11 protein-coding genes are annotated in these 16,317 nt (G+C 72.2%); 5 read left to right on the top strand and 6 right to left on the bottom strand.

Translation table 11 applies throughout. From position 1 onward, the window contains the following. Positions 1-8 precede the first annotated feature (8 nt). A complete protein-coding gene (locus tag ACWDOP_RS35095; protein ID WP_456348508.1) occupies positions 9-1,247 on the bottom strand; it encodes a hypothetical protein in 1,239 nt (412 codons plus the stop codon). A gap of 65 nt (positions 1,248-1,312) precedes the next feature. Continuing rightward, complete coding sequence (locus ACWDOP_RS35090; RefSeq protein WP_456348507.1) at positions 1,313-2,074, bottom strand: crotonase/enoyl-CoA hydratase family protein; 762 nt, start codon at positions 2,072-2,074, stop codon at positions 1,313-1,315. Positions 2,075-2,139: 65 nt separating this feature from the next. Here ACWDOP_RS35090 and ACWDOP_RS35085 point away from each other — a divergent pair, with 65 nt between their 5' ends. Together ACWDOP_RS35085 and ACWDOP_RS35080 are read left to right on the top strand one after the other, a co-directional pair. Next, the gene (locus tag ACWDOP_RS35085; protein WP_456348506.1) at positions 2,140-2,766 is read left to right on the top strand and encodes a TetR/AcrR family transcriptional regulator; all 627 of its coding nucleotides are present in this window, start codon (positions 2,140-2,142) and stop codon (positions 2,764-2,766) included. A 29-nt stretch (positions 2,767-2,795) separates the two neighbouring features. Next, positions 2,796-4,418 carry an acyl-CoA dehydrogenase family protein gene (locus tag ACWDOP_RS35080; protein WP_456348505.1) on the top strand — a complete coding sequence of 541 codons (1,623 nt, stop codon included), beginning with the start codon at positions 2,796-2,798 and terminating at the stop codon, positions 4,416-4,418. Between the two features lie 51 nt (positions 4,419-4,469). Here the strand turns inward: ACWDOP_RS35080 and ACWDOP_RS35075 are convergent, their stop codons facing one another. Then, entirely contained in the window at positions 4,470-4,664 is a 195-nt protein-coding gene (locus ACWDOP_RS35075; protein ID WP_456348504.1) for a hypothetical protein, read from the bottom strand. A 79-nt stretch (positions 4,665-4,743) separates the two neighbouring features. Here ACWDOP_RS35075 and ACWDOP_RS35070 point away from each other — a divergent pair, with 79 nt between their 5' ends. Beyond that, the gene (locus tag ACWDOP_RS35070; protein WP_456348503.1) at positions 4,744-6,135 is read left to right on the top strand and encodes a DUF1731 domain-containing protein; all 1,392 of its coding nucleotides are present in this window, start codon (positions 4,744-4,746) and stop codon (positions 6,133-6,135) included. Positions 6,136-6,183: 48 nt separating this feature from the next. Here the strand turns inward: ACWDOP_RS35070 and ACWDOP_RS35065 are convergent, their stop codons facing one another. The 3 genes from ACWDOP_RS35065 to pgi form a co-directional block, all read right to left on the bottom strand. Continuing rightward, complete coding sequence (locus ACWDOP_RS35065) at positions 6,184-9,219, bottom strand: LuxR C-terminal-related transcriptional regulator (protein ID WP_456348502.1); 3,036 nt, start codon at positions 9,217-9,219, stop codon at positions 6,184-6,186. A 572-nt stretch (positions 9,220-9,791) separates the two neighbouring features. After that, positions 9,792-12,473, bottom strand: a complete 2,682-nt coding sequence (locus tag ACWDOP_RS35060) for a LuxR C-terminal-related transcriptional regulator (protein WP_456348501.1) — start codon at positions 12,471-12,473, stop codon at positions 9,792-9,794. Between the two features lie 181 nt (positions 12,474-12,654). After that, a complete protein-coding gene (gene pgi / locus ACWDOP_RS35055; RefSeq protein ID WP_456348500.1) occupies positions 12,655-14,298 on the bottom strand; it encodes a glucose-6-phosphate isomerase in 1,644 nt (547 codons plus the stop codon). Between the two features lie 184 nt (positions 14,299-14,482). Here pgi and ACWDOP_RS35050 point away from each other — a divergent pair, with 184 nt between their 5' ends. Then, positions 14,483-15,934, top strand: coding sequence for an NAD-dependent succinate-semialdehyde dehydrogenase (locus tag ACWDOP_RS35050; protein ID WP_456348499.1), 1,452 nt, complete (start codon positions 14,483-14,485; stop codon positions 15,932-15,934). 28 nt (positions 15,935-15,962) lie between these two features. After that, a partial coding sequence (locus ACWDOP_RS35045) for a hypothetical protein (RefSeq protein WP_456348498.1) occupies positions 15,963-16,317 on the top strand: 355 nt, incomplete at its 3' end.

Here is a 16,317-nt window from a genome sequence, read left to right as displayed (position 1 = left end):
CGGCGCGGTTACCAGGCGGTCGCGTCGAGTCCGAGGCCGGACAGCACCCCGGTCGCGAGTGTGATCAGCGCCGAATTGTCCGGCACCGCATCGGGATCCAGGCTCACCAGGGACAGGGTGTAGCCGTCGGCGATCCGGGTGAGGTACCCCGAGAGCCGGGTGCGTGGCAGGCCGTCGGCGCGCAGGCCGGGGTGGATGGCGCGGGCCGCCACCCCGGTGCACGGGTGCGGGCCGAGGAACAGCAGCGAGTCGGGCAGCGTTCCGATGTTGGAGCACAGGATGTCTCGCTCTCCCGCACCCTTGGCGAGCCGGTACGCCCAGCGATCGGGAACGACCTGGAGCAGCTCTTCCGGTATGCCGCCGGGACTGCTCATCCGATGTTCGTACGCGGCCCTGGCCCGGTGCCGGATCGAGGCCGGGGTGTCGGCGGGCGTGACGGCGATCTCCGTCATGGCCATGTCGTTGTCGACCCGGGGTTCGTCGCGGGTGTCCACCGGCAGGCTGGCGGCGATGGTGTCCGACCCGAAACCGCTGTCCCACAGTATTTTCGCGACCACGTACACGAACAGGCTGTTGGCGGTGCCGGCGTGCGCCACCGCGACCCGATTCCATTCGCGGGCCGGAATCTGCAGTGCCGCCGCGTGTGTCACGGTGCGGCCGGGGTCGCGCGGCGCCGGCCGCGAGATCGGCGCGGGCGGGCGCGCGGGCAACCCGCGCCGCAGCGCGCGAGCGGTTCCGCCGATGACCGTGCGCCACTGCCGCCGGGCGTCGGCCCAATCGGAGTGGGTCGCGGCCGGGTCGGCCAGGGGCGTGCCCGTCAGCGCGTGGTCGATGGCCAGGGTCAGCGCCCGCCCATCGGCCAGCGCGTGCGAGCACGTCAGCGCGGCGACGCTGCCGCCGTCCAGCAGATTCACGCTCGACAGCCGCCACCCGGGCTCGATTTCGGGATCCAGGTGCGCGCCCTGGGTGTCGGCCCAATCCAGCAGGGCGGTCGCGGGAATCGCGGTCTCGTGCAGGGCGAGCGGATGCGCCTGCGCGTTCGGCTGCCAGCGCGGGCGCGCGCCCGGGACGCGGCCGCGGATCACCCGCCGCCCGAGCGGGCCGGTGCGCAGCGCCTCGTGCACCCGCGCCAGCAGGGCGGTGTCGACCGGATCGGCGGTACGCCACAGGCCCTGCAGGGCGATCGGGGTGCCCATACCCCGGTGCGCCCGCAGGAACATCTCGTCCACCACGCTCAGCCGATTCATCGCTGCGCAGCGTACCGGGGCACGCCGACGCGTTCGCGCCGCCGGATCGGCGTGAGCCGTGCGATTCAGCTCGGCTGTCCGTGCCGTCCCGCGCCGGCGGCGAAGCGGGCCGCGCCGTCCAGCGCGCCGTCCAGCAGCGCGCGCATGCCGTGCCGGAACTCGTTCGCGACGGCGGCCGGCTCCTCCAGCCCCTCCTGCTCCAGCGCGGACATGCGATCCGAGCGCAGGCAGGTCTGCGGGAGAGCGGCCAGCTGTGCGGCGAGTTCCTCTGCCGCGGAACGGGATTCGCCGACCGGTACGACCCGGTTGACCAACCCGATCGCCAGCGCCTCGGCGGCGTCGACCTCGCGGCCGGTGAGGATCAGATCCATGGCGCGCCCGGCGCCGATGATGCGGGGCAGGCGCACCGTGCCGCCGTCGATGAGCGGGACGCCCCAGCGGCGGCAGAAGACGCCGAAGGTGCTGTCCTGCTCTGCAATTCGCATGTCGCACCAGATCGCGAGTTCGAGCCCGCCGGCCACCGCGTAGCCCGAGACCGCGGCGATGACGGGTTTGGACAGCCGCATGCGGGTCGGGCCCATGGGGCCGTCGCCGTCGTCGGCGGCCCGGTTGGAACGCTCGGTGCCCAGCGCCTTGAGGTCGGCGCCCGCGCAGAAGGTGCCGCCGTCGCCCCAGAGCACGGCGACCGCGGCGTCCGGGTCGGCGTCGAACTCGCGGAAGGCCGCGGCGAGGGCTTCGGCGGTGGGACCGTCGACCGCGTTGCGGGCCTCGGGGCGATGCAGGATCACGGTGGTCACGGGGCCATTGCGTTCGACTCGTACGCTCACCGGGCCGACCATACGCCGTAAATCCGCCCTTGCGTCAAGAAATGAATCAATGGTTCACTTCTTGTGTGGCCTACCGCAGAACACCCGCAGTCCAGGCCCGCCTCGATGCCCAGGCCGGATCGATCGTGCGGGCCGCCATGACCGTCCTGTCCCGCGACGGCTACGCCGGGCTCTCGGTCGCGGCCGTGGCCGCCGAGGCCGGGGTCGCCACCGGCACGGTCTACAAGAGCTTCAGCGGCAAGGCCGAACTGGTGACGGCGGTCTTCCGCGAGGTCGTCACCCGGGAGGTCGCGGCGGTCGCCGTCGCGGGCGGCACCGAACCCGTCGACCCCACCGCGGCCGGCGTGTTCGCCCGCGACCGGGTCACCGCCGCCGTCGAGACCTTCGCCGGTCGCGCCCTCAAGAACCCCAGGCTGGCCTACGTGCTGCTGGCCGAACCGGTGGACGCCGCCGTCGACGCCGAACGCCTGCGCTTCCGGCGGGCCTTCGCCGAAACCTTCGAATCCGCCATCGCCGACGGCGTCGCCACCGGTCAGCTCCCGCCCCAGGACGCGCGGACCAGCGCCACCGCCCTGGTCGGGGCGATCGGCGAAGTGCTGGTCGGGCCGCTGGCCGAAGAACTCGAGAGCGAGTCGGTGGTGCCCGAACTCGTCGCCTTCGCATTGCGCGCACTCGGTGTCCCCGCCCGGTGAACGCATGGAAACCGAACAAGGAGTCCCGCATGCAGACGCATGAAGTGTTCAACCAGGTCCCGAATCTGGTGCCCTTCGACAACTCTCGCAATCCCGCGCTGCTGGAGGGCCTGCACCGCGAGGGCGCCGGCTGGGCCGAGGACGAGGTGCGCACCCTCGGCGCGCTGGCCGGCGGCGCGCGGGCGCAGGAGTGGGGGCGTCTGGCCAACGACTACCCGCCGGTGCTGCGGACCCACGATCGCTACGGCAACCGGATCGACGAGGTCGACTTCCACCCGCACTGGCACGATCTGATGCGGGTCGCGGTGGAGCACGGGCTGCACGGTTCGCCGTGGCAGGATCCGCGCCCCGGTGCGCACGTGGCGCGCGCGGCCAAGTTCTACACCTGGGGCATCGCCGACGCCGGCCATATGTGCCCGATCTCCATGACCTACGCGGTGATTCCCGCACTGCGGCACAACCCCGAACTGTCCGCGACCTTCGAACCGCTGCTCGCCTCGCGCGTCTACGACTACGGGCTGCGCGACCCCGCGTCCAAAGCCGGTCTCATCGCGGGCATGTCGATGACCGAGAAGCAGGGCGGCTCCGACGTGCGGGCCAACACCACCGTCGCCACGCCGCAGGCCGACGGCACCTACCGGGTGGTCGGCCACAAGTGGTTCACCTCGGCGCCCATGTCGGACATGTTCCTGACCCTGGCCCAGGCGCCCGGCGGGCTGTCCTGCTTCCTGCTGCCCCGCGTGCTGCCGGACGGATCCCTCAATGCCCTTCGCCTGCAACGGCTCAAGGACAAACTGGGCAACAAGTCCAACGCCTCCTCGGAGATCGAGTACGAGAACGCGGTGGGCTGGCTGGTCGGCGCGGAGGGCGCGGGCGTGAAGACCATCATCGAGATGGTCAACATGACCCGCCTGGACTGCGTCATCGGCTCCGCCACCGGCATGCGCGCGGGCCTGGTGCACGCGGTGCATCACGCCCGGCATCGAAAGGCGTTCGGGGCCAACCTCATCGACCAGCCCGCCATGCGCAACGTGCTGGCAGACCTGGTGATCGAATCCGACGCCGCGACGACCGTCATGATGCGCCTGGCCGGGGCCACCGACCGGGCCGCGACCGATCCGGCGGAGGCGAACCTGCGCCGCATCGCCCTGGCGGTCACCAAGTACTGGGTGTGCAAGCGCGCACCCGTGCACGCCGCCGAAGCCCTGGAATGCCTGGGCGGCAACGGATACGTCGAGGAATCCGGCATGCCGCGGCTGTACCGCGAGGCCCCGCTCATGTCGATCTGGGAGGGCTCGGGCAACGTGGCGGCCCTGGACGCGCTGCGTGCCATGGGGCGTCAGCCCGAGACCGTCGAGGCGTACTTCACCGAGGTGTCGCAGGCGCGCGGCGCGAACGCGCACCTGGACAACGCCATCGACCGGATCGGCAAGGAACTCACCGATCTGGCCGACATCGAGTACCGGGCGCGGCGCGTGGTCGAGCTGATGGCGCTGGTGCTGCAGGGCGCGCAGCTGGTGCGGCACGGCCACCCCGCGGTCGCGGATGCCTTCTGCGCCACGCGTTTCGGCGGCGACTGGGGCATCGCGTTCGGCACCCTGCCCGCCGGGGTGGACACCGCCGCGATTCTCGAGCGCGCCTTCGTCGACTGACACCGGACCCGCGCCGGTTCCCGGAAGCGGCGCGGGTTCACTGCGGCCGGATCAGGCCATGGGCGGCAGGCCGGCCTCGGCCAGGGTTTCCCGCAGGACGCGAATGGCCTTGGGCCCCACCCCGTGCAGGGCCAGCAGCTCGGCCTCGGAGGCGCCGGAGAACTGTTCCAGGCGGGTCAGGCCGATCAGGGCGAAGGCCCTGGTCGCCGGGTTTCCGATGCCCCGCGGCAGATTCGAGTCGGTCATGAGCGCAGCCTAGCCCGGTGCGCCCGGTGCGATCCAGGACACGCTTCCCACCCGGGGACAGCGGTAATAGCGTTGCGGTATGCCTCGTACAACGACGTACAGCCAGTGGATCGCCCTCCCGCCGCAGCGGCTCTGGGCGGTGCTCGGGGACCCGGGCCGGTGGCCCGAATGGAACCCGGCCGTCACCGCGGTGCGGATGCACGCCGCACCGGCCGTCGGCGCGACGGGTGACTACCTGCCGCGCGGGCGAGCGAACGAGGCCGTACACGGCAGGTTCGCGAAACCCTTCACGCTCGCGACCTTCGTTCCGGAGCGCGAAATCACCATCGAGCAGCCCGAACCCGCCGGCGTCATGCGCATGCGGTGGACGCTGACCCCGCGGGACGGGGGCACCGAACTGCGCCAGCAGCTCACCTTCGGCGGGGTGTCCGCCCCGCTCGCGCGGGCCGTGGTCGGCACACTGCTGCAGACCGACGCGCACACCGGATTCGCGCGCCTGGCTCTGCTGGCCGGTCTCGAACCCGCCGCTGACGCGCTCACCGTCGTCATCGCGGGCGGCACCGGCGCGCTGGGCCGCGCGCTGGCCGCCGACCTCACCTGCCGGGGCCGACGGGTTCGCATCCTGACCCGCCGCCGGGTGCCGGAGCTGCCGTACGAGCAGTACGAATGGGACGGGCGCGGCGCCGACGAATGGACTGCCGCGCTGCGGAATCCGGGCCCGGTCGCCGTGGTCAACCTGGCGGGCAAACTCGTCGACGTGCGGCCGACACCGCGCAACATCGCCCAACTCCGGGACAGCCGAGTCGATTCCACGCGGGCGCTGGTGACCGCGGCCGCGGCGCTGGACCGGCCGATCGACTACTGGGTGCAGGCCAGCACCACCGCCATCTGGTCCGACGCGGGCGAAACCCGGTGCACCGAAACGACTCCGCTGCCCGTACCCGGCCTGCCGCAGATGACCGGCGTCGCCGAACCCTGGGAGCGGGCGTTCGACGGCGCCAACGCCGCGCACCGGACGGTCCTGCGCACCTCGATCGTGCTCGATCCGGACGCGCCCGCGCTGCGCATGCTCGTCCGGCTGGCCACCCTCGGCCTGGGCGGCAGCGTCGGCACGGGCAGGCAGTGGTTCAGCTGGATCCACCGCCGAGACTGGCTCGCGATAGTGCGCGCGGCCCTGGGCCTGGACCCGGAGGTCGCCCTCCCGAACGGAATCGTGGTGGCCGCCACCGACTTCCCGGTCCGCAACCGCGATCTCATGGCCACCCTGCGCCGCCACGTACGCCGCCCCTGGTCGCCCCCGACCCCCGCCCCCGTGCTCGCCGTGGGCGCGGTGTTCCTGCGCACCGACCCCGCCCTCGGCCTCACCGGCCGCCACGCCACCTCGGAGGTGTTGCGGCGGGCCGGGTTCCGCTTCCACTTCCCGACCCTCGACGAGGCGCTGAGCGATCTGCTGCCGACTCGGTCGAAGTAGAGACCGGGGCCGGGGTATTGCGTGGCCTGCGGTGAAAATTGCTTGCTGTCAGTGCAATTCGAGGCGGGCGAGATCCCTGCGGCCGGCCACGCCCAGCTTGCGGAACGAGCGGGACAGGTGGTGGCCGACGGTCTTCGGGCTCACGAACAGGCGTGCGCCGATCTCGCGATTGGTCGCTCCGGTGGCAGCGAGCCGGACCACCTGGAGCTCCTGCGGGGTGAGGCGGGCGGTCAGGTCCGGTTGCGGCTCGGGGAGCATGCCGACCCCGGCCGCCCGCAGTTCGGCGCGGGCCCGGCGCGCCCACACCTCGGCGCCCAGGCGCTCGAAAGTCCGGAGCGCGTCGCGCAATTCGGTTCGGGCCTCGGTGGTCCGGCGTTCCCGGCGCAACAACTCGCCGTAGAGCAGCCCGGTGCGGGCGCAATCGAAATGGCGGCCCTGGGCGGCGTGCAGTTCCAGCGCGCGGACGAAGGCGGCGGCATCGTCCGCCAGCAGTGCCGTGGCGCGCAGCAGCAGGGCCGTCGCCCAGGGCGCTTCGAGAGCGTCGGCCCACAGTCGCAGCTCGGCGAGCGGCCGGTCGGCGCGCTCGCGCCGGCCCAGGCGCACGGCGGCTTCGACCCGGTCCGCGAGCACCGGCAGCCACTGCGCGTGCCGCCGGGTCGGAATCTCGCCGAGCGCTTCCATGCGGTCCAGCGCGTCCCCGTACCGTTCGGCGCCCATGTCCGCCAGGGCCCGGGCCCAGTCGAAGTGCGCGCGGTGGAAGGGACTCGGTCCCGCCGACTCGGGCGTATCCCCTCCGGCCGGGTTGCGCTGTCCCGCAGCACCGGTCGGTTGGTCGTCCCCCGCGGGGGCGACCGGCGCGCCTGCGCCCGCAACGCTCGCCGGGTGGTCTTCACCGGGTCTGTCCGCCTGGTTGGCGTCGCCTGTGCCGTGCCCCGGGCGGTTGACATTTGCGCTGCCCGCCGGATGGTCTTCGCCTGGTCGGTGCGCCGGCTCGTCTACGCCCGCCCCGAGTACCGAGCGTTCCTCGCTCGTGGCGGACCCGGGGCGGTACACGGTCGCGCTGCCGGCCGGGTGGTCTTCGACCGGCCCGAACACCGGGTCGTCCACGCCCGCACCGCGTACCGCGGCCAGCAGGGCCAGGTTGGAATCGGCGTGCACTATCCGGATCGGCTGATCTATGTGCTCGGCGAGGCGTCTGCCCTCGACGGTCAAGAGCTCCGCCTCGCGAAAGTGGCCGAGCAGGAACTCCACCGTGCCCTGCCACAACTCGGCCAGTGCGAGCCAGCCGAGCAGGCCGCGCGAGCGGCAGGACTCGGCGAGATCGGCCAGGATCTCGCGGGTGGTTTCGAGATCGCCGATGATCAGGGTCTGCGTCGCGAGCACGAACTGAACCTGGGGGGAGTGGTGCCGAATATCTTGTGGCGCTACGGCATTGCTGCGGATCAGGCGGATTCCCGCCGCCGGATCGGCGCTGTAGAGCGCGAGGATTCCGTCGTACGACAGCAGGAACCGCTCCCTGTCCGGGCTCGGCGGCAGCGCCGCCAGGGCCGCGCGCGAATCGCGGAACGCGCCGAGATCGCCCAGGACCCAGGCCATCCGGCCCGCGTCGAAGAGCATGGCCGCCGCCAGCGCCGGATCCGTGGCGGCCGCCTCCTGCGCGCCGGTGCACAGCAGCCCGTGCGCGGTCGCCGGCGAACCGTGCTCGAACTCGATATGCGCGAGCACCCCGGCCAGGCGGGCGCGATGGGCGGGGCTGCGCGTCGATTCCCGAGCCTGCCGGGCGAGCACGCACGCGCGGGTGAATTGACCGGCGTCGGCGGCGTTCTCGACCGCGTGCACCAGCCGGCGCGCCCGCTGGACCGGATCGGGGGTCAGGCGCGCGGCCCGCTCCCACGCGGTGGCGGCCGCGCCGTGCCCGGTGCGCCCGCGGGCGCTCTCGGCGGTGACTTCCAGGGCCGCGGCGACGGTTTCGTCGGGCCCGCTCGCGGCCGCCGCGCGATGCCATACCGCCCGCTCCGGCTCCGCGGCCAGGGTTCGCGCGAGGGCGCCGTGCACCGCGACCCGCTCGGCGGCGGTGGCCGTTCGGTACGCCGCCGCCCGGATCAGCGGATGGCGGAAGCGCACGGCGCGGGCGGTCACCACGATCATGCCGGTGCGCTCGGCCGCCGCCAGCGCGCTAGGGCCCGAACCCAATTCGCGCAGCGCCCCCAGAATCACCCCCGGGTCGCCGCCGTGCTCGGCGGCCGCGACCACCAGTGCGAACCGCGTGCCCTCCGCCAGTCGCGCGATCTGTCCGCCGAAGCCCGCCCGCAGACGTTCGGGCAGCGCCAGCGGGCCGGCGACCGGCGAATCCGCGTTCATGCCCGGCAATTCCAGCAGGGCCAGGGGATTGCCCGCCGACTCGGCGACCACGCGTTCACGAATTTCCATGGCCAGGCCCGGAATCCGCTCCGCGAGCAGAGCGCGCGCGGCGTCGGCGTCGAGCGGCGGCAGCGTCACCACCGGCAGACCCGCCGCCTCGAACTCCGGTCGCCCCGCGAAAAGCATGACCACGCCCTCGTTTCCGAGCCGCCGCGCGGTGAACAGCAACGCGTCCACCGAGGGCCGGTCGAGCCACTGCGCGTCGTCGATCGAGCACAGCACCGGCCCCCGCGTGGACGCCTCGGCCAGCAGCGACAACACCGCCAGCCCGACCAGGAATCGCTCCGGGGGCTCGGCCGACGACAAGCTCAGCGCCGCGCCCAGCGCCGCCCGCTGCGGCGCGGGCAGCGCCGAGATGTGTTCCAGCACAGGCTGCAACAGCCCCCGCAATCCGGAGAACGCGATCTCGCCCCCACTCTGCAGTCCGGTGATCCGCAATACTCGCCATTCCCCGGCGGGCACGCCGGTCACAGCGGCACCCCCACCCCGTCCTCCGGACCACCCAGATGAGCCGGGCGAGACCCAGCCGCGCGCCTGGGCGAGCAGCGCCGACTTCCCCTCACCCGCCCCCGCGATCACCGCCGCCGCCCCGCTCCGCCCCCCGGCGCCCGCCGCCAGCAGCTCCCCGATCACCCGTTCCGCGTCACTCCGGCCGTACAGCATCAACTCACCCTCCGGGTGTGAACCGGGACCTCGTGCACGGCCGAGATCCCCCGTGTGGACGTCGGTTTCGAGGTGTTGACCCCATGGCAAAACCGCACTCGGATTGACGAACACCCGGGATCGCCGTCTGCTTCCACCTTCGTCGCCCCGCGCTGTGTGAGTTCGGCAGGCGCGTCGGGACACTCGTTGTCCCGGTGCGCGTGCGAATTCGCATCAGCCTTCCCGCGTGAGCCAACTCCACCGCAGAGTTTCGGGACGTGAGGTGCATACCCGCACCGGGTTTTCCGCCGCAGCCCAGGTGCACGAGGGCAGTACTCGCAGCAGTCGTATCGTGTTGTGACCTGCGATGTTCGGGCCAGTTCGGGATGAGGCCCCGGCCCGGCGGTCCGAGGTCGGGACGAGTCGTGACGGGGTCGCGCCTCACTGAGCGCTGCGGGCCGAGCCGGTCGTTCGATATGCCCACCGGAGCCGCGGTGGCCTTCGCCGAGTTCGGCTGCGGCGCGTCTGCGAGATTCGGCGAACGTGCGCCGGCCCACGAGGCCGGATTTCTCGCCGTGGAAGCACATCCGAACTCAGCCCAGGGACAGGTGGGCGAGCTCCACACGGTTGCTCACGCCCAGCTTGGGGAACGCCCGGTACAGGTGGTGGCCAACGGTTTTCGGGCTCAGGAACAGCTGGGCGGCGATCTCCTTGTTCGTCGCGCCGGCGGCGGCCAAGCGGGTCACCTGCAACTCCTGGGGAGTGAGCAGGCCGGCGAGGTTGTCGCCGGGCTCCGGCGGCGCGCCCGCACCGGCGGCCCGCAACTCCGCGCGGGCGTGCTCGGCCCACGGGACCGCGCCCAGCCGATCGAACGTGCGCAGCGCGGCGTCCAGGTGCGTGCGCGCCTCCTGCGTGCGGCGCTCGCGGCGCAGCCACTCGCCGTAGAGCAGCGCGGTGCGGGCGTGGTCGTACCGGCGATCAACCTCGGCGTGCAGTTTCAGGGCGCGATCGAAGCTCGCGCCGTCACCGGCGACGAGCGACTGGCACCGCAGCAGCAGGCCCTCGGCCCACGGGGTGTCCAGCGCCGCCGCCCAGTCCTCGATCTCGGCCAGCGCGCGAGCCGCGCGCTCGGGCCGGCGCGCACGCACCGCCGCCTCGATCAGATCGGACAGCAGATCGACCCAGTGCCCGCGAGCCTGCGCGGGCGCGTGATACAGCGCCTCGAAACGCGCCAGCGACTCGTCGTAGCGGCCCAAGCCGAGATCGAGCAGCGCCAGCGCCCATTCGCAGTGCGTGGCGTCGAGCGCGTTGACATCGCCGGTGGCCCGGCGCAGATTCCGCTCGGCCAGCTCCCGGCAGCGCTCGGTCTCACCGCGCCGCGCGGCCAGCACCGCCAGCACCGCTTCGGCCCCGGCGATCCGGGCCGGTTGACCGATGTCGGTGGCGATCCGCACCGCGGCCGTCGCGGTCACTTCGGCGTCGCAGAGTCGGCCCATGATCAGCTCGGCCGTGGCCAGGGTGCAGGCCACGGCCGGGTACCAGCCGATCATGCCGCGCTCGCGGACCAGTCCGGCCAGCGCGCTCAACTGCTCGTGCGCGATCTCCATGTCGCCGACGAGCGCGGACTGCAGCGCGAAAGCCATACGCAGGGAGATCATGTCGAGCGGCACCGAGTCCGCGAACGCGACGTTCGCGCGGATCAGCCCGATGCCGAGGCGGAGTTCACCGTCCAACAGCGCGATACCGCCGCGCAGCGCCGAGTACGGAGTGCGCACGGCGTCGACCGGAACGGTGGCCAGCAGTTCGTGCGCTGCGCGAACACCCGCGATGTCGCCCGCGGTCCACGCGATGCGGCCCGCCTCCACCAGGTGCCAGGCCGCCCGCTGCGGATCGAGCGTCAGCACCTGATCCGCGGCCTCGAGGGTCAGCCGGTGTGCCCGGCGCAGCGAACCGAACTCGAACTCGATCAGCGCCCGGACCGCCAGCACCCGCGCCCGCTGCGCCGGGTCCAGCGGCGCGTGCTCGGCCTCGCGCGCCAGGCGCAGGGCGCGGTCGGTGTACCCGGCCTCCACGGCGGTCTCCACCGCGAGCGTCAACCGGCGTGCCCGGACCTGCGGATCCGGGGTCAGCTGTGCCGCACGCTCCAGCGCGGCCGCCGCCGACGCGTGCCCGATTCGCTCCCGCGCCTGCTCGGCGGCGAATTCGAGTGCGGCGGCGACGGTTTCATCCGGACCGGTGCGCGCGGCCGCCAGGTGCCAGGCGCCGCGCGCCGGATCGGCCGCCAGCGCCGCGGCGAGGGCCCCGTGCACGGCGAGCCGGTCGGTGAAACTCGCACCGTGGTAGGCCGCCGAACGGCGCAGCGGATGCCGGAAGCGCACGGACGGCCCGGATATCGCGACCATCCCCGACCGCTCGGCCGCGGCCAGCGCCGTCGCGCCGAAACCCAAGGCGTCCAAGGCGCGCAGCGTCACGGCCAGATCCCCGGTTTCCTCCGCGGCCACGACCAGCAGTGCCGCCCGCGCGTCGGCGGGCTGCTCGGCGATCTGCCGCTGATACCCGCACCGCAGGCGCTCGGGCAGCGGGAGCGGTCCGGCGGTCCCGGCGGCCTCGGCGTCCATCGCCGGGAATTCCAAGAGCGCCAGCGGATTCCCGGCCGCTTCGCGCAGCACCCGATCGCGCTGTTCGATCGCGAGCCCCGGCCAGTGCCCGGCGAGCAGCTCGGCGGCCGCCGCCGCGTCCAGCGGCCCGAGCCGGATCTCGGGCAGCCCGCCGACCTCGAAACCCCCGCGCGCCCCGAAGATCATGACCACGCCCTCGGACCCGAGTCGCCGTGCCACGAAACGCAATACGTCCGCAGAGGGCCGATCCAGCCACTGGGCGTCGTCGATCAGGCACAGCACCGATTCCCCGGCCGAGAGCTCGGCCAGCAGCGTCAGCGTCGCGATGCCGATCAGGAAGCGGTCCGCACCGTCGGCCGGGCCCAGCCCGAGGGCGCCCGCCAGCGCCCGGCGCTGCGGTCCCGGCAGGCCGTCGATGCGATCCAGTGCGGGGCCGAGCAGCAGATGCACACCCGCGAAGGGCAATTCGGATTCGCTCTCCACCCCGGAACAGCGCAGCACCCGCCGCCCGGCCGCGAGATCCGCGGCGTGGTCCAGCAGCGCGGACTTGCCCGCGCCCGCGTCGGCGGTGATGGCCAGCGCACCGCTGTGACCCTGCTCGGTGGCATCGAGCAGCGTTCGTATCTGCCGCACTTCGGGGCCACGACCGTACAGCACATGCGACAACCTATGCACCGCGGCGGGATTCGGCAATCGTTTGCGAACATTGGTATTCGCAAAAATTCGCGAGCCGGTGCGCCGAACTCGGGATTGCCGGGACGACGGCGTCGAACATCACAGGCCCGGCCGATCGCGCGGGATCGGCCGGGCCCGTGTCACCGGCGGCGGAGCGCCGGGGTCAGTTCGCGCGCTCGGCGCGGTACCAGCGAATCAGCGCGTCGGTGGAGGAATCCGATTGCGGCTCGGGCTCCTGCGCGCTCGTCAGCAGCGGTTCCACCGCGAGGGCCTGCGCCTTGCCGAGCTCGACACCCCACTGATCGAAACTGTCGATGCCCCATACGGCGCCCTCCACGAACACCTGGTGCTCGTACAGCGCGATGAGCTGTCCCAGGACCGAGGGCGTGAGCTGGGGCGCCAGCACCGTGGTCGAGGGCCGGTTGCCGGGCATGACCTTGTGCGGCACCAGGTTCGGCGGCGTGCCCTCGGCCGCGATCTCCTCGGCCGTCTTGCCGAACGCCAGTACCTTGGTCTGGGCGATGAGATTGCTGAACAGGATGTCGTGCATGCTGCCGGTGCCGTCGAGGGTGGGCAGATCATCGGTGGGCCTGGCGAATCCGATGAAATCGGCGGGCACCAGGTGCGTACCCTGGTGCAGCAGTTGATAGAACGCGTGCTGGCCGTTGGTTCCCGGTTCGCCCCAGAAGATCTCACCGGTCTGGCTCGTGACCGGTGAGCCGTCCAGGTGCACGGACTTGCCGTTGGACTCCATGGTCAACTGCTGCAGATAGGCCGGAAAGCGCGCCAGGTCATTGGAATAGGGCAGCACCGCGCGGGACTGCGCGCCGAAGAAGTTCGTGTACCAGACCCCGAGCAGACCGAGCAGCACCGGCGCGTTCTCGCCCAGGGGCGCGGTCGCGAAATGCTCGTCCACCCGGTGCATACCGTCGAGGAACTCGGCGAAGCGCTCCCGGCCGATCACCGTCATGATCGACAGCCCGATGGCCGAGTCGACCGAATAGCGGCCGCCGACCCAGTCCCAGAAGCCGAACATGTTCGCGGGATCGATACCGAACTCGGCGACCCGCTGGGCGTGGGTGGAGACCGCGACGAAGTGCTTCGCCACCGCCTGCTCGCCGAGCGCCGCCACCAGCCAGCGGCGTGCCGCGGTGGCGTTGGTGAGCGTCTCCAGGGTGGAGAAGGTCTTGGACGCGACGATGAACAGCGTCGTCGCCGGATCCAGCCCCGCCAGCTTCGAAACCAGGTCCGCCGGATCGACATTGGAGACGAAGCGCGCCGAGATGCCCGCGTCGGCGTAGTGCCGCAGCGCCAGGTACACCATGGCCGGACCCAGATCCGAGCCGCCGATGCCGATGTTCACCACCGTCGTGATGCGCTCACCGGTCGCACCGCGCCACTGCCCCGACCGCACCGCGTCGGTGAATTCGCCCATGCGCCCGAGGACTTCGTGCACCTGCGCGCCCGCGTCCGCGCCGTCGATCTCCATGACCTGCCCGGCCGGTACGCGCAGCGCGACGTGGCCGACCGCGCGGTCCTCGGAGACGTTGATGTGCTCGCCCGCGAACATGGCGTCCCGGTGCGCGGCGACCCCGGCCGTCTCGGCCAATTCGACCAGCAGATCCAGGGTCTCGCGGGTCACGCGGTGTTTGGAGTAGTCGATGCGCAGGTCCGCGACCTGCACGGTCAGCTCACGACCACGCTCGGGGTCCTCGGCGAAGATATCCCTGAGGTGACGGGCCGCGATGGACGCATGATGATCGTGCAGTTTCCGCCAGGCCGCCGATGCGGTGATGTCGCTGCTCACGTCCGCCGAGATTACAACCCGCCACCGCTACGCGCAGGTAACCCCGGACCAACTCGGGGCCGGGCCCGGCCCCGCGCCGGGCACGCCGCGTCCCGGAACCATGCCGGGCACAAGCCACGCCGAGGGGGTGCGAAGTCGATTCGGACCTCCCGTCGGCGGTACGGGCGCGCCTAGGCTGGTTCGCATGGTGTCGACGCGCGAACTACTCGAATCCATTCCGACCGGGCTCTGGATAGGAGGGTCGGTCGAAGCCACCGGCGGTGCGACGTTCCCGGTCCACGATCCGGCCACCGGCGAGACCCTGCTCGAGGTCGCCGACGCCACCCCGGAAGACGCGGTCCGCGCGCTCGACGCGGCCGTCGCGGCGCAGGCCGACTGGGCCGCCACCCCGGCGCGCGCCCGCGGGGAGATCCTGCGCGCGGTGTTCGAGGCCATCACCGCCCGGGCCGAGGATTTCGCCCTGCTCATGACCTTGGAAATGGGCAAGGCGCTGCCCGAGAGCCGCAACGAGGTGCGCTACGGCGCCGAGTTCTTCCGCTGGTTCAGCGAGGAGGCCACCCGCGTGCACGGCCGGTATCAGTCCGCGCCCGGCGGCACCGGCCGCATTCTCGTGCACAAGCAGCCGGTGGGCCCGTGCCTGGCCATCACGCCGTGGAACTTCCCGCTGGCCATGGGCACCCGCAAGATCGGCCCCGCGCTCGCGGCCGGCTGCACGATGATCGTGAAGCCGGCGGGGGAGACCCCGCTCACCATGCTGCTGCTGGCCCAGCTGTGCCACGAAGCCGGGCTGCCCGCCGGCGTGCTGTCGGTCATCACGACCAGTCGTTCCAGTGCCGTCACCGCGCCGCTGCTGAACGATCCGCGCCTGCGCAAGCTCACCTTCACCGGCTCCACCCCGGTCGGTAAGAAGCTCGTTGAGCAGTCCGCGCACGGCCTGCTGCGCACGTCCATGGAACTCGGCGGCAACGCGCCCTTCGTGGTGTTCGACGACGCCGACATCGACGCCGCGGTCCAGAACGCCGTCCTGGCCAAGCTGCGGAACGGCGGTGAGGCGTGCACCGCCGCCAACCGCTTCCACGTGCAGAACTCCGTCCGCCCCGAGTTCACCCGAAAGCTGGTGGCGGCCATGGCGGAATACAAGCTCGGGCCCGGCACCGACCCGGACACCACCCTCGGCCCGCTCATCAACGAGGACCAGCTCGACACCGTCTCCGAACTGGTCGACGACGCCGTGGCGGCGGGCGCCCGAGTCGAATTGGGCGGCAAGGCGCCCGGCGGCCCCGGCTGGTTCTACCCCGCGACCGTGCTCACCGACCTACCCCCGGGTGCGCGCATCCTGCGCGAGGAAGTCTTCGGCCCGGTCGCCCCGATCGTCGGTTTCGACACCGAGGAGGAGGGCCTGGCCGCCGCCAACAACACCGAATTCGGCCTGGTGGCATACGTTTTCACCCAGAATCTGGACCGTGCGCTGCGGATCGCGGAGGGCCTCGAGACCGGCATGGTCGGGGTGAACCGCGGCGTCATCTCCGATCCGGCCGCGCCCTTCGGCGGGGTCAAGGAATCCGGCTTCGGCCGCGAGGGTGGTTTCGAAGGCATCGAGGAGTACCTGAACACCAAGTACATCGCCCTGCCCTGATGTACATCAGGCGCGTGCGGTCCGGGAAATGAAGAACCGCCCCGGGGTAAGACACCCGGGGCGGCCTCTGGAAAGCGTTACCCGTTCGCACGAGCGCCGCGTGGTCTGTGTGGTGGCCGTCGTCCGGCACCGCACGTTGTATCGGGTCGAGCCCTACCGCGCGTTACCACCCATCGAAAAAAAGTCGCCGACGGTTGTTTCACAAATCCGTTCGCCCCCGCCCCGCAGTTCGCGGCCCGCCCGGTTCTGGACTGAGTGGAGCGGGGGAGCGAAGCGGAGGAGCGGAGGGAGGGAGCAGTACGCCGACTACACGCTGTGGCAGCACGCCCGCCTGGGCGACGCGGGCGACGCGGGCTCGCTGCTGGCCCGCCAGCTTGCGTATT

The organism is Nocardia sp. NPDC003693, assembly GCF_053981095.1.
Note: the sequence above shows the minus strand (reverse complement) of the source record. Positions and strands in the feature narration are given on the sequence as shown.

Coding starts and splice junctions, on each gene's coding strand:
- ACWDOP_RS35080 (WP_456348505.1), top strand. CDS start 2,796: ATGCAGACGCATGAAGTGTTCAACCAGGTCCCGAATCTGGTGCCCTTC.
- ACWDOP_RS35070 (WP_456348503.1), top strand. CDS start 4,744: ATGCCTCGTACAACGACGTACAGCCAGTGGATCGCCCTCCCGCCGCAG.
- ACWDOP_RS35050 (WP_456348499.1), top strand. CDS start 14,483: ATGGTGTCGACGCGCGAACTACTCGAATCCATTCCGACCGGGCTCTGG.
- ACWDOP_RS35065 (WP_456348502.1), bottom strand. CDS start 9,219: ATGCTGTACGGCCGGAGTGACGCGGAACGGGTGATCGGGGAGCTGCTG.
- ACWDOP_RS35095 (WP_456348508.1), bottom strand. CDS start 1,247: ATGAATCGGCTGAGCGTGGTGGACGAGATGTTCCTGCGGGCGCACCGG.
- ACWDOP_RS35075 (WP_456348504.1), bottom strand. CDS start 4,664: ATGACCGACTCGAATCTGCCGCGGGGCATCGGAAACCCGGCGACCAGG.